The sequence below is a fragment of the Pseudomonas sp. 22490 genome (genome assembly GCF_052044465.1).
GTDB classification, from domain to species: domain Bacteria; phylum Pseudomonadota; class Gammaproteobacteria; order Pseudomonadales; family Pseudomonadaceae; genus Pseudomonas; species Pseudomonas aeruginosa.
In genome coordinates this window covers 70440-84183 of record NZ_JBQENS010000015.1, presented here as the reverse complement: position 1 = coordinate 84183, position 13744 = coordinate 70440, and the positions used below count along the sequence as shown (strand labels likewise).

At 63.9% G+C, this 13744-nt stretch carries 12 protein-coding genes; 5 read left to right on the top strand and 7 right to left on the bottom strand.

Annotated elements, in window-relative coordinates; all coding sequences use genetic code 11:
* The 4 genes from serS to ftsK form a co-directional block, all read right to left on the bottom strand.
* Positions 1 to 1281, bottom strand: coding sequence for a serine--tRNA ligase (gene serS / locus ACTJJX_RS18050; RefSeq protein ID WP_003119978.1), 1281 nt, complete (start codon positions 1279 to 1281; stop codon positions 1 to 3).
* A gap of 121 nt (positions 1282 to 1402) precedes the next feature.
* A complete protein-coding gene (locus ACTJJX_RS18045; RefSeq protein ID WP_003097632.1) occupies positions 1403 to 2728 on the bottom strand; it encodes a replication-associated recombination protein A in 1326 nt (441 codons plus the stop codon).
* A gap of 9 nt (positions 2729 to 2737) precedes the next feature.
* Complete coding sequence (gene lolA / locus ACTJJX_RS18040) at positions 2738 to 3364, bottom strand: outer membrane lipoprotein chaperone LolA (RefSeq protein WP_003090414.1); 627 nt, start codon at positions 3362 to 3364, stop codon at positions 2738 to 2740.
* A 25-nt stretch (positions 3365 to 3389) separates the two neighbouring features.
* Positions 3390 to 5825 carry a DNA translocase FtsK gene (gene ftsK / locus ACTJJX_RS18035; RefSeq protein ID WP_003131123.1) on the bottom strand — a complete coding sequence of 812 codons (2436 nt, stop codon included), beginning with the start codon at positions 5823 to 5825 and terminating at the stop codon, positions 3390 to 3392.
* Positions 5826 to 6052: 227 nt separating this feature from the next.
* On the opposite strand from ftsK, the gene trxB reads away from it, so the two are divergent.
* The 4 genes from trxB (at position 6053) to infA (ending at position 8806) form a co-directional block, all read left to right on the top strand.
* Entirely contained in the window at positions 6053 to 7003 is a 951-nt protein-coding gene (gene trxB, locus ACTJJX_RS18030) for a thioredoxin-disulfide reductase (RefSeq protein WP_016852738.1), read from the top strand.
* A gap of 37 nt (positions 7004 to 7040) precedes the next feature.
* Positions 7041 to 7721 (top strand): leucyl/phenylalanyl-tRNA--protein transferase, encoded by a 681-nt coding sequence (gene aat / locus ACTJJX_RS18025; RefSeq protein WP_003108768.1) that lies wholly within the window; start codon positions 7041 to 7043, stop codon positions 7719 to 7721.
* A 54-nt stretch (positions 7722 to 7775) separates the two neighbouring features.
* Positions 7776 to 8483 (top strand): arginyltransferase, encoded by a 708-nt coding sequence (locus tag ACTJJX_RS18020; protein ID WP_003097644.1) that lies wholly within the window; start codon positions 7776 to 7778, stop codon positions 8481 to 8483.
* Positions 8484 to 8587: 104 nt separating this feature from the next.
* On the top strand, positions 8588 to 8806 hold the full coding sequence (infA, locus tag ACTJJX_RS18015) for a translation initiation factor IF-1 (protein ID WP_002553999.1): 219 nt from the start codon (positions 8588 to 8590) through the stop codon (positions 8804 to 8806).
* A gap of 81 nt (positions 8807 to 8887) precedes the next feature.
* On the opposite strand, the gene clpA is transcribed toward infA, so the two are convergent.
* Positions 8888 to 11164: an ATP-dependent Clp protease ATP-binding subunit ClpA gene (gene clpA / locus ACTJJX_RS18010; protein ID WP_003090432.1), complete on the bottom strand. Its 2277-nt coding sequence runs from the start codon at positions 11162 to 11164 to the stop codon at positions 8888 to 8890.
* Between the two features lie 27 nt (positions 11165 to 11191).
* The gene (gene clpS, locus ACTJJX_RS18005) at positions 11192 to 11560 is read right to left on the bottom strand and encodes an ATP-dependent Clp protease adapter ClpS (RefSeq protein WP_003097649.1); all 369 of its coding nucleotides are present in this window, start codon (positions 11558 to 11560) and stop codon (positions 11192 to 11194) included.
* A gap of 225 nt (positions 11561 to 11785) precedes the next feature.
* On the opposite strand from clpS, the gene cspD reads away from it, so the two are divergent.
* Entirely contained in the window at positions 11786 to 12058 is a 273-nt protein-coding gene (gene cspD, locus ACTJJX_RS18000; protein WP_003090435.1) for a cold shock domain-containing protein CspD, read from the top strand.
* Between the two features lie 72 nt (positions 12059 to 12130).
* Here cspD and icd read toward each other — a convergent pair whose 3' ends face one another.
* Positions 12131 to 13387 carry an NADP-dependent isocitrate dehydrogenase gene (icd, locus tag ACTJJX_RS17995; RefSeq protein WP_003090436.1) on the bottom strand — a complete coding sequence of 419 codons (1257 nt, stop codon included), beginning with the start codon at positions 13385 to 13387 and terminating at the stop codon, positions 12131 to 12133.
* Between the last annotated feature and the right edge of the window lie 357 nt (positions 13388 to 13744).

Genomic DNA, 13744 nt, shown 5'->3' with positions numbered 1-13744 from the left:
TCAGCCGATCACCTCGATGCCAGCCATGTAGGGCTTGAGGACTTCCGGCACACGGATCGAGCCGTCCGCCTGCTGGTAGTTCTCCAGTACCGCCACCAAGGTGCGGCCGACGGCCAGGCCGGAGCCGTTGAGGGTGTGCACCAGCTCGGGCTTGCCGGTTTCCGGATTGCGGTAGCGGGCCTGCATGCGCCGGGCCTGGAAGTCGCCGCAGTTGGAGCAGGAGGAAATCTCGCGGTACTTGTCCTGGCTGGGAACCCAGACTTCCAGGTCGTAGGTCTTGGTCGAACCGAAGCCCATGTCGCCGGTGCACAGCGCCAGCACCCGATACGGCAACTCGAGCAGTTGCAGGACGCGCTCGGCGTTGGCGGTCAGGCCTTCCAGCGCCTCGTAGGAAGTGGCCGGATCGACGATCTGCACCATCTCCACCTTGTCGAACTGATGCTGGCGGATCATGCCGCGGGTATCGCGCCCGGAGGCACCGGCCTCGCTGCGGAAGCACGGGGTATGGGCGACGAACTTCAGCGGCAATTGCTTGGCGTCGAGGATCTGCCCGGAGACGATGTTGGTCAGCGAAACCTCGGCGGTCGGGATCAGGTAGAGGTCAGCTTCGCCGTCGCGGCCGATCTTGAACAGGTCCTCCTCGAACTTCGGCAACTGGCCGGTGCCTTGCAGCGCCGGAGCCTGGACGAGATAAGGGGTGTAGGCCTCCTCGTAGCCATGCTCGGCGGTATGCAGGTTGATCATGAACTGCGCCAGGGCGCGATGCAGGCGGGCGATCGGGCCGCGCATGAGGGCGAAGCGCGCGCCGGAAAGCTTGGCAGCGGTCTCGAAATCCAGCCAGCCGTGCCGTTCACCGAGGGCGACATGGTCCTTGACCTCGAAATCGAAGGTCTTCGGCGTGCCCCAGCGACGCACTTCGACGTTGGCGTCCTCGTCGGCACCGACCGGCACCGACTCGTGCGGCAGGTTGGGAATGCCCAGCAGCATGGCATCCAGTTCGCCCTGGATGGCGTCCAGCTGGCGCTTGCCTTCCTCCAGCTCGGAGCCCATGCGATCGACATCGGCCAGCAGCGGCGCGATGTCCTCGCCACGCTGCTTGGCCTGGCCGATCGCCTTGGAACGCGCGTTGCGCTCGGCTTGCAGCTGCTCGGTACGGGTCTGTACCGACTTGCGCTGCTCTTCCAGCGCTTCGATGCGTGCGACATCCAGTTGGAAGCCACGGGTGGCCAGGCGGGCAGCCACTTCTTGCGGCTGGGTGCGTACCAGTTTGGGATCGAGCATGCTCTTTTCTCGTCTCGTGTCGGTTATCGGCGGTTCGTGGCCCGGTTGGCGCTTCGCCGGCCCCGGCGACGTCATCGACGCCGTCGCGGAAGCCTGGCTAGCTCCGCCGAGCCCATACCGCTCAGGATTTTCTGCGTTGGCGGGGACTGGTGCGATCCAGCTCGGCCAGGTGTTCCAGCTTGTCGCGGATCTTCAGTTCCAGGCCCCTCGGCACCGGTTGATAGTAACGCCGCGGCTCCAGATCCTCGGGGAAATAATCCTCTCCGGCGGCATAGGCATCCGGCTCGTCGTGGGCGTAGCGGTATTCCTCGCCATAGCCGAGGCTCTTCATCAATTTGGTCGGCGCGTTGCGCAAGTGCAATGGCACTTCCCGCGAGCCGCTTTCGGCGACGTCGCGCATCGCCGCGTTGAACGCGCTGTACACCGCATTGCTCTTCGGCGCACAGGCCAGGTAGACGATGGCCTGGGCCACCGCCAGCTCGCCTTCGGGGCTGCCCAGGCGCTCCTGCACGTCCCAGGCCGACAGGCATAGGCCGAGGGCGCGAGGATCGGCGTTGCCAACCTCCTCGCTGGCCATGCGCACCACCCGCCGGGCGATGTACAGGGGATCGCAGCCGCCGTCGAGCATACGCGCGAACCAATAGAGTGCCGCGTCGGGATTGGAGCCGCGCACCGACTTGTGCAGCGCGCTGATCTGGTCGTAGAACGCCTCGCCGCCCTTGTCGAAACGTCGGCGGGTATCGCCGAGCAGATTCTGCAGCAGCTCGGGGCTGATCTCGCTGCCGTCCTCGGCGAGGTCGGCAGCGTTCTCCAGCAGGTTCAGCAGGCGCCGCCCATCGCCGTCGGCGGCGGCCAGGAGAACCTGGAAGCTCTCCTCCGGCAGCCTCAGCTTGCGCTTGCCGAGGCCCTTGTCCTCGTTCAGCGCGCGGCCCACCAGCTTGCGCAGGGCGGCTTCGTCGAGGCTCTTGAGGACATACACGCGAGCCCGCGAGAGCAGCGCATTGTTCAACTCGAAGGACGGGTTCTCGGTGGTCGCGCCAATGAAGATCAGCGTGCCGTCTTCCACATAGGGCAGGAAGGCATCCTGCTGGCTCTTGTTGAAGCGGTGCACCTCATCGACGAACAGGATGGTCCGGCGCCCGTATTGCGCCGCGTGCTGCTTGGCCACCTCGACCGCCTGGCGGATCTCCTTGACCCCGGACAGCACCGCGGAAATGGTCTCGAAATGGGCGTCCGACACCTGCGCCAGCAGCCGCGCCAGGGTAGTCTTGCCGACTCCCGGCGGGCCCCAGAAGATCATCGAGTGCAGCGCGCCCTGCTCCAGCGCCTCGCGCAAGGGCTTGCCGCGGGCCAGCAGGTGTTCCTGCCCCACGTACTCGTCCAGGTTTGCGGGCCTCAGCCGTGCCGCCAGGGGCTGCGCGACGGGCTCGCTGCGGAACAGATCCACGGCTTGCGCTTACTCCTGGATCACGTCGACGCCCGGCGGAACGTCGAAGGTGAATTGCTTGGCATCCAGCGCCTCGTTCATCTTCACGTCGAAGAACAGGATGTTGGTGCGCTGGCCGACGCCATCGATCATCTGCATGTCGTTCACCTTGCCGCTGCGGAACGACAGACGCAAGGTGTCGAAGAGGGTGTCCTTGGTCTTCGGCTTGAGCACGAAATCGACTACGTTGCCGCCTTCCTTGTAGGTGATGGCGAAGCTTTCGCTGATCTTCGAGATGTCGCCGGAGAGCAGCAGCGCCGGCGTCTGGGTCAGGCGCTGATCGAGCTTCTGGATGGTCACCTGCTCCAGGTCCGGGTCGTACAGCCAGACCTTCTCGCCGTTGGAAATGAGCAATTGCTCGTTCGGCGCATCGGTATGCCAGCGGAACAGTCCCGGCCGCTTCAGGCTCAGTTGGCCGGCGGTTTCCTGCAGGCGCGTGCCGCTACCGTCCAGGGTCAGTTGGGAAAAACGCGCGGTCAGGGTCTGGGCCTTGTTCAGCAGGCCGGTCAGGCGCTGGACAGCGGCGCTGTCGTCGGCATGGGCCAGCGAAGCGCCCATGGCCAGGGCGGCAACGAACAACGTGCGGATCAGTCGCATCGGAATCCTCTAAAACCTGTCGGGTTCAATCACGAACCGGCGCCGGCGCGATGACTTCGCGGGAGCCGTTGGTATTCATCGGGGTGACCACGCCGGCCATCTCCATCGCCTCGATCATCCGCGCGGCGCGGTTGTAGCCGATCTTCAGCTTGCGTTGCACGGCGGAGATCGATGCCCGGCGACTCTCGGTGACGAAACGTACCGCCTCGTCGTAGAGCGGGTCGTCCTCGCTGCCTTCGCCGGAGCCGTCGCCGCCATCGAAGGAACCGCCACCGCCGCCGCCTTCGTCGACGCCAGCGAGGATGTCCTCGATGTAGTCGGGCGCGCCGCGCAGCTTCCAGGCCTCGACCACCCGGTGCACCTCGTCGTCGGAAACGAAGGCGCCGTGTACGCGAATCGGCAGGCCTGTGCCCGGCGGCAGGTAGAGCATGTCGCCGTGGCCGAGCAGTTGTTCGGCGCCCCCCTGGTCGAGGATGGTGCGCGAGTCGATCTTGCTGGAGACCTGGAAGGCGATCCGGGTCGGAATGTTGGCCTTGATCAGGCCGGTGATCACGTCCACCGACGGCCGCTGGGTCGCCAGGATCAGGTGGATACCGGCCGCCCGCGCCTTCTGCGCGATACGGGCGATAAGCTCCTCGACCTTCTTGCCGACGATCATCATCATGTCGGCGAATTCGTCGACCACCACCACGATGGTCGGCAGGGTGCTCAGCTGCGGCGGCTCGTCGTCCGGGCTTTCGCGACGGAACAGCGGGTCGGTCAGCGGCGTGCCGGCCTCCTCGGCGTCCTTCACCTTGCGGTTGAAGCCAGCCAGGTTGCGCACGCCCATGGCCGCCATCAGGCGGTAGCGCCGCTCCATCTCCGCCACGCTCCAGCGCAGGGCGTTGGCGGCTTCCTTCATGTCGGTGACCACCGGGCAGAGCAGGTGCGGGATCCCTTCGTAGATCGACAGTTCGAGCATCTTCGGGTCGATCATGATCAGTCGCGCCTCACTCGGCGTGGACTTGAACAGGATCGACAGGAGCATGGCGTTGACCCCCACCGACTTACCGGAGCCGGTGGTACCGGCCACCAGCAGGTGCGGCATCTTCGCCAGGTCGGTGATGATCGGCCGACCGCCGATGTCGTGGCCCAGGGCCAGCGGCACGGTGGACTTGTGCTCGTCGTACTCCGGCGACGACAGCACTTCGGAGAAGCGCACCATCTGCCGGTCTTCGTTGGGAATCTCGATGCCGACAGTGGTCTTGCCGGGAATCACTTCCACCACCCGCACGCTGATCACCGCCAGCGAGCGCGCTAGGTCCTTGGCCAGGTTGGAAATGCGGCTGACCTTGACCCCCGCCGCGGGCTGGATCTCGAAACGGGTGATCACGGGGCCCGGATGCACCGAATCCACGCTGACCTCGACGCCGAACTCCTTCAGCTTGATCTCCAGCAGGCGCGACATCGCCTCCAGCGACTCGGGCGAGTAGCTCTTCTGCTTCACTTCCGCCGGATCGAGCAGCGACAGCGGCGGCAGGGTGCCCTCCACCGCCGTATCGACGAACAGCGGCGCCTGCTTCTCTTTCAGCACGCGCTTGCTCGGCTCCGGGGCCTTCGGCGGCGGTGGCGGATCGATCTTCGGCGGCGGGCGCTTCTCCCGCTCGCTCATGTGCTTGGCCAGGGCCTCTTCGCGTTCCAGCAGGCGCTCCTTGGCCTTGGACTGTTCGCGGCGGTCCGGCACGCTCGGCGCCACCACCTCGGCGACGCGCTCGTCGACCTCGCGCAGTTGCGCGACCAGTTGCTTGCGCTCGGCGCGCGCGCCCATCCAGCGATTGAAGGCGTTCTGGATCAGTTCGAAGAAGTCCAGGGTGATCTTGCCGGTGACATCCATCACCTTGAACCAGGAGAGGTCGGCGAACACCGTCAGGCCGAAGAGGAACAGGGCGAAGAACACCAGCGTGCTGCCCTGCACGTTCAGCGCATCCACCGCGACGCGGCCCAGGCTCTGGCCGATGGCGCCGCCGGCCGAGGCGCTGGCCGGCATGTGGCCGCTGGCGTGGAAATGGATGTAGGCCAGTGCCGAGCCGGCCAGGATCAGGAAGATCAGCCCGACCAGGCGCCAGGAAAACAGCCAGGTGTTCCATTCCCACGGTAGGTTGCGGCGGCGGAATACCTGCCAGGTCTTGATGCCCAGCAACAGCGGAAAGAGGTAGGCGAAGTAGCCGAGCGTCATGAACAGGATATCGGCGGATACCGCACCGAGCCGACCGGCGGCATTCTGCACCTGGTCAACCTGGCTCGAGTGACTCCAGCTCGGATCGGCCGGATCATAGGTGAGCAGAGCCATCCACAAGTAGAGGCAGAGCGCGCCCAGCGCGATCAGGACCCCTTCCTTCAGGCGGGAATGCAGTTGCTGACGCCATGCGGCGGCATGGCTCGCGGTGGTCGAATCCTTCAAATCGCTATTTTTCCTGCGCACGGCTGGTGCTTTAGAAGCTGTCTTGGTCAAAACGCGCCTATTGTACGGCTTTAGGGAAACTCTGAAAAATCACACCCGAAATCAGCGGCAATCCGTGCGTGGCTGATCCCGGCCCCGGGGTTTTGCCGGCCTTTTGCGGATAGGTGTAGCATAGCCGGCAGAACTCTTCAGGCGGCTCCATTGGAGCACGCATTTTCTTATGTGACAAAGGCTTATGGAGTCTTTTTATGAGTGAAGTCAAGCATTCGCGCCTCATCATCCTGGGCTCCGGTCCGGCCGGCTATACCGCCGCCGTGTACGCCGCACGCGCCAATCTCAAGCCAGTGGTGATCACCGGCATCCAGCCAGGCGGCCAGCTGACCACCACCACCGAAGTCGACAACTGGCCGGGCGACGTCGAAGGCCTTACCGGCCCGGCGCTGATGACCCGCATGCAGCAGCACGCCGAGCGTTTCGACACCGAGATCGTCTACGACCACATCCACACCGCCGAGTTGCAACAGCGCCCCTTCACACTGAAGGGCGATAGTGGCACTTATACCTGCGATGCATTGATCATTGCCACCGGTGCCTCCGCGCAATACCTGGGCATGTCGTCGGAAGAAGCCTTCATGGGCAAGGGCGTTTCCGCCTGCGCCACCTGCGACGGCTTCTTCTACCGCAACCAGGTGGTCTGCGTGGTCGGCGGCGGCAATACCGCCGTCGAGGAAGCGCTGTACCTGGCCAACATCGCCAAGGAAGTCCACCTGATCCACCGTCGCGACAAGCTGCGCTCGGAGAAGATCCTCCAGGACAAGCTGCTCGACAAGGCCGAGAACGGCAACGTGCGCCTGCACTGGAACACCACCCTGGACGAGGTGCTGGGCGACGCCAGCGGCGTCACCGGCGTACGCCTGAAGAGCACCATCGACGGCAGCACCAGCGAGCTATCGCTGGCCGGCGTGTTCATCGCCATCGGCCACAAGCCGAACACCGACCTGTTCCAGGGCCAACTGGAAATGCGCGACGGCTACCTGCGGATCCACGGCGGCAGCGAAGGCAATGCCACCCAGACCAGCATCGAAGGCGTGTTCGCCGCCGGCGACGTGGCCGACCACGTCTACCGCCAGGCCATCACTTCCGCCGGCGCCGGCTGCATGGCCGCGCTGGATGCCGAAAAATACCTCGACGACCATTGATCGGACCCGGGGGAGGCCCGCCCTCCCCTACCCCGCCATGCTGACCTGGCTTTCCCGCACCGACTTCGACTTTCCACCCCTCGACAAGGCCCTGCAGGAGCCCAACGGGCTGCTCGCGGCCGGCGGCGACCTCAATCCGCAACGCCTGGTCGCAGCCTATCGCCACGGCTGCTTCCCCTGGTACCAGGATGGCCAGCCGATCCTCTGGTGGTCGCCCGACCCGCGCACCGTCCTGTTCCCCGACGAACTGCACGTTTCCCGCAGCCTGGCCAAGTGCCTGCGCCAGCAACGCTTCGAAGTCACTTTCAACCGTGACTTCCGGGCGGTGATCCAGGCTTGTGCCGCGCCGCGTGACTACGCCGACGGCACCTGGATCACCACGCCGATGCAACTGGCCTACCAGGAGCTGCACCTGCGCGGCATCGCCCACTCCGTGGAAGTCTGGCAGGAGCGACAACTGGTCGGCGGCCTCTACGGCCTGGCCATGGGCAGGCTGTTCTTCGGCGAATCGATGTTCAGCCGCGCCGACAACGCTTCCAAGGTCGGCTTCGTCACGCTGGTCCGCCATCTGCGCGACGCCGGCTTCGTCCTCATCGACTGCCAGATGCCGACCCGCCACCTGCACAGCCTGGGCGCCCGCGCCATCAGCCGGGGGGAATTCGCCGACTACCTGCAACGCTATCGCGACCAGCCTCCTACCGGCGACCTGGATTTTTAGGCGAGTTTCCGTGCCTGGCATAAACTTGCTTATGGGTCCCTGCTGGAGTTCACCATGACCGAACTCGCCCGACTGAAGTTCTACGCGACGCAACCGCACCCGTGCAGCTACCTGCCCGAGGAGCAGGCAACCACCCTGTTCCTCGATCCCAGCCAGCCCATGGACACGCAGCTGTACGCCTCGCTGTCGGAGGTCGGCTTCCGCCGCAGCGGCGACCATCTCTATCGTCCGCACTGCCAGCATTGCACCGCCTGCATCGCCGCGCGCATACCGGTCGCCGGCTTCAGCCCGAACCGCCAGCAGCGGCGCATCCTCAAGCGCAATGCGGAACTGCAGGTGATCCGCAAGCGACCGAGCTTCAACGAGGAGTACTACGACCTCTATCGGCGCTACATCGAGCAACGCCACGCCGACGGCGACATGTATCCGCCCAGCCGCGACCAGTTCGCCACCTTCCTGGTCCGCGACCTGCCCTTCTGCTGCTTCTTCGAGTTCCGCCTGCATGGCCGCCTGCTGGCCATAGCCGTGACGGACGTGCTGCCGAACGGACTCTCGGCCGTCTATACCTTCTACGATCCCGACGAAGAGCAGCGCAGCCTGGGACGCTACGCGATCCTCTGGCAGATCGCCGAGACCGAACGCCTGGGCCTGCAGGCCGTCTACCTGGGCTACTGGATCAAGAATTGCCGCAAGATGAACTACAAGACCCAGTACCGGCCCATCGAACTGTTCGTCAACCAGCGCTGGGTCGCCCTCACCTGATAGCCGTGTGGCGCTATTGTCGATTTTCTGGCACAATGCACGCCGCTTTTCACGGCCCACCTCTCATTGAAAGGGCCACCCATAGATACCGAGGGCTCTACTGCATGTCGAAAGAAGACAGCTTCGAAATGGAAGGTACTGTCGTCGACACCCTGCCCAACACCATGTTCCGTGTGGAGTTGGAAAATGGGCACGTCGTCACCGCGCACATCTCCGGCAAAATGCGCAAGAACTACATCCGCATCCTCACCGGCGACAAGGTCCGCGTGGAACTGACGCCCTACGACCTGAGCAAGGGCCGCATCACCTACCGCGCCCGCTGAGTCGACACGAGCCGCTGCGGCTCGCCGATTGCAAAAGAAAACGCCCGGCATCTGCCGGGCGTTTTCGTTGCCTCGCTCGGATCAGGCGGGCTCCGCCGCCGTGATCTCGAACTCGAAGGCCAGCTCGTCGCCCTTCAGGTCGACATGCACCAGGCCGCCATGCTCGGCCAGCTCGCCGAACAGGATCTCCTCGGCCAACGGCCGCTTGATCTTGTCCTGGATAAGCCGCGCCATCGGTCGCGCACCCATCTGCACGTCGTAGCCCTTCTCCGCCAGCCAGCCGCGCGCCGCATCGCTGACCTCGAGCTGGACGCGCTTGTCCTCCAGCTGCGCCTGCAGCTCGGTGAGGAACTTGTCGACCACGCTCTTGATCGTCTCGGTGCTCAGGCGGCCGAACTGGATGATGGTATCCAGGCGGTTGCGGAACTCCGGGGTGAAGCTCTTCTTGATCACTTCCATCGCATCGGTGGTGTGATCCTGCTGGTTGAAGCCGATCGACGCGCGCGCCGCCACTTCCGCGCCGGCGTTGGTGGTCATGATCAGGATGATGTTGCGGAAGTCCGCCTTGCGCCCGTTGTTGTCGGTCAGGGTGCCGTGGTCCATCACCTGCAGCAGCAGGTTGAAGACCTCCGGGTGAGCCTTCTCGATCTCGTCGAGCAGCAACACGCAGTGCGGGGTCTTGGTGATCGCCTCGGTGAGCAGGCCGCCCTGGTCGAAGCCGACGTAGCCCGGAGGCGCACCGATCAGCCGCGACACGGTATGCCGCTCCATGTACTCGGACATGTCGAAGCGCACCAGCTCCACGCCCAAGGCCTTCGCCAACTGCCGCGCCACCTCGGTCTTGCCCACGCCGGTGGGACCGGCGAAGAGGAACGAGCCGACCGGCTTGTCCGGCGCCTTGAGCCCGGCCCGGGACAGCTTGATCGCCGTGGACAGCGACTCGATGGCGTCGTCCTGGCCGAACACGGTCAGCTTGAGGTCGCGTTCGAGGTTGCGCAGCAACTCCTTGTCGGAGGTGGTGACGTGTTTCGGCGGGATCCGCGCGATCTTCGCCACGATATCCTCGACCTGCGCCACCTCGATGCGCTTCACGCGCTTCTCTTCCGGCTGCAGGCGCTGGTAGGCGCCCGCCTCGTCGATGACGTCGATGGCCTTGTCCGGCATGTGCCGGTCGTTGATGTAGCGCGCCGCCAGCTCGGCCGCGGCGCGCAGCGCCTCGTCGCTGTACTCGATGTGGTGATGCTGCTCGAAGCGCCCCTTGAGGCCCTTGAGGATGCCATAGGTGTCTTCCACCGACGGCTCGGTCACGTCGACCTTCTGGAAGCGCCGCGCCAAGGCCCGGTCCTTCTCGAAGATGCCGCGGAACTCCTGGAAGGTGGTCGAGCCGATGCAGCGGATCTCGCCCGAGGACAGAACCGGCTTGAGCAGGTTGGAGGCGTCCATTACCCCGCCGGATGCCGCACCGGCGCCAATGATGGTATGGATCTCGTCGATGAACAGCACCGCGTGCGGGCGCTTGCGCAACTCGTTGAGCAAGGCCTTGAAGCGCTTCTCGAAGTCGCCGCGGTACTTGGTACCCGCGAGCAAGGCACCCAGGTCGAGGGAGTAGACCACGCTGTCGGCCAGCAGGTCCGGCACCTGGCCATCGACGATGCGTTTGGCCAGGCCCTCGGCGATGGCCGTCTTGCCGACCCCCGCCTCGCCTACCAGCAGCGGGTTGTTCTTGCGCCGGCGGGCAAGGATCTGCGCCACCCGCTCGACTTCATGCTCACGCCCCACCAGCGGGTCGATCCGCCCCTGGCGAGCCAGTTCGTTGAGGTTGCTGGCATAGGCGTCCAGCGGATGGTTGGACGTGGCCGACTCGCCACCTTCCTCATCCTGCATATCCTGCTCCCCATCCTGCGGATGTTCGGCATGCCCGGGCACCTTGGAGATACCATGGGCGATGTAGTTCACCACATCGATACGCGCGATGCTCTGCTGCTTGAGCAGGAACACCGCCTGGCTTTCCTGTTCGCTGAAGATCGCCACCAGGACATTGGCCCCGGTCACTTCGCGCTTGCCGGAACTCTGCACGTGGAACACCGCACGCTGCAGGACGCGCTGGAAGCCCAGCGTCGGCTGGGTTTCGCGCTCGTCGTCGTGCTGCGGGATCAGCGGCGTGGTGGAATCGATGAATTCCTGCAGGTCGCGCCGCAGCTTGTCCAGGTTGGCACCGCACGCACGCAATACCGTTGCCGCCGCCTCATTGTCCAGCAAGGCCAGCAGCAGGTGCTCAACCGTCATGAATTCATGGCGTTTGGCCCTCGCCTCCTTGAAGGCGAGATTGAGGGTGACTTCGAGCTCTCGATTCAACATGGCTTCACCTCGCTCCCAAACATCCGATCAACTGTCTTTCTCTATCTCGCAGAGCAATGGATGCTGGCTCTCCCGTGCATACTGATTGACCTGCATCGCCTTGGTTTCGGCCACGTCCCGGGTAAACAAGCCGCAGACCGCCTTACCCTGAGTATGTACCGTCAACATGATCTTGGTGGCTTTTTCCCGGTCCATGTTGAAGAACACTTCCAGCACTTCAACAACAAAGTCCATCGGCGTGTAATCGTCGTTGAACAGTACCACCTTATACAACGGTGGCGGCTGTAATACAGGCTTCGACTCCTGTACCGCGAGCCCCGCCCCTTCGTCCTCGTGCTCATGAGGCTCGGGATGGTCCTGATTGAATGTTAGTCGAATCTGGCTAGGTGCATGCATGAGGAAAAAAAGCTTTGCCTTTCTGGAAAGTTATGGACCGACATGATGTTGATCCGTTTCTCAGGCGTATGGTTCAGCGCCTTGACTAACTGCAAAAGGGTGTTACAAACAATGGAATACCCCTACAGGGTATCAGGGGTTCCGCACCCGTCTCGACCCAGGTCGGACGCGGGATCGTAGTGGATGATACTCCAGCGTTGGAGTCCTTTGCAGAGGGATATGAGCATGCTCAGCGGTAAGGTCAAGTGGTTCAACAACGCCAAGGGCTACGGGTTCATCCTGGCCGAGGGCCGAGATGAGGACCTGTTCGCCCATTACTCGGCCATTCAGATGGACGGTTACAAGACACTCAAGGCGGGCCAGCCGGTCAATTTCGAGATCATCCAGGGACCGAAGGGACTGCATGCCATCAACATCAGCCCCGCCACCGCGACAACCGCCGCACCCTCCGCCCCCGCCCCGCAGGAAGAGCCGCAGGCGACGCCCATCGAAGCCTGACCCCAGCGCGGATGCGGAAATGAAAAAGGCCGGTGCGAACCGGCCTTTTTCTCGTTCGGGCGCTAGCCCTTCCTACATCTTGGCAATCATCGCGTCGCCGAACTCCGAGCAGGACAGCAGGGTCGCGCCGTCCATCAGGCGTTCGAAGTCATAGGTCACGGTCTTGGCGGCGATCGCCCCGTTGGTGCCCTTGATGATCAGGTCGGCCGCCTCGGTCCAACCCATGTGGCGCAGCATCATCTCCGCGGAGAGGATCAGCGAACCCGGGTTGACCTTGTCCTGGCCGGCGTACTTCGGCGCGGTGCCGTGGGTCGCCTCGAACATGGCCACCGAATCGGACAGGTTGGCGCCGGGCGCGATGCCGATGCCGCCGACCTCGGCCGCCAGGGCGTCGGAGAGATAGTCGCCGTTCAGGTTCAGGGTGGCGATCACGTCGTACTCGGCGGGGCGCAGCAGGATCTGCTGCAACATGGCGTCGGCGATCACGTCCTTGACCACGACGTTCTTGCCGGTCTTCGGATTCTTGAACTGCATCCACGGACCGCCGTCCAGCAGCTCGGCGCCGAATTCATCGCGCGCGACTTCGTAGCCCCAATCCTTGAAGGCACCCTCGGTGAACTTCATGATGTTGCCCTTGTGCACCAGGGTCACCGAACTGCGGTCGTTGTCGACGGCGTATTGCAGGGCCTTGCGCACCAGGCGCTTGGTGCCTTCCTGGGAAACCGGCTTGATGCCGATGCCGCAGTTCTCGGTGAAGCGGATCTTCTTGACGCCCATTTCCTCGGTGAGGAACTTGATGACCTTCTCCGCTTCCGGCGAACCGGCCTTCCACTCGACGCCGGCATAGATGTCCTCGGAGTTCTCGCGGAAGATCACCATGTCCACGTCGCCGGGCTTCTTCACCGGGCTGGGCACGCCTTCGAACCAGCGTACCGGGCGCTGGCAGACGTAGAGATCGAGTTGCTGGCGCAGGGCCACGTTCAGGGAGCGGATGCCGCCACCGACCGGGGTGGTCAGCGGGCCCTTGATGGAAACCACGTAGTCGCGCACGGCGTCCAGGGTTTCCTGGGGCAGCCAGGTGTCCTGGTCATACACCTGGGTGGCCTTCTCGCCGGCGTAGACTTCCATCCAGGCGATCTTGCGCTCGCCCTTGTATGCTTTTTCCACTGCAGCGTCGACAACCTTGATCATGACCGGGCTGATATCGACGCCGATGCCATCACCCTCGATGAACGGGATGATCGGGTTCTTCGGTACGCTCAAGGACATGTCGGCATTCACAGTGATTTTGTCACCGGTCGCCGGCACCTGGATCTTTTGGTATCCCATGCTGAACTCCGTGTTGTGGTTAAAACCCTGTTGCAGCCTTCTAGGGTAGCCCAGTTGTCCGCCCGGAAACCACATCTTCCTTAGTCTAAACAGGCGAGCGCATCAGCCCGGCGAGAGGGTGGTATACTGCGCGCCATGACTTCGCAGTCATCGAGGTCCGAGCAGTCTGGGACCAGACCCTCTCCCCTCGCAGCGTCGGGTTCGCCACCATGAACCCGCCGTACAACGCTCTACTGGCGCCCCTATATCCCGCGGCATATCTCGATTTCGATTCAACCCGATGTTGAGCGAAGGCATCGCGTCCACCAACGCGTATCGAGACTCTGTGCGCGCCCAGCAAAAAAGAGAGTTACCGTA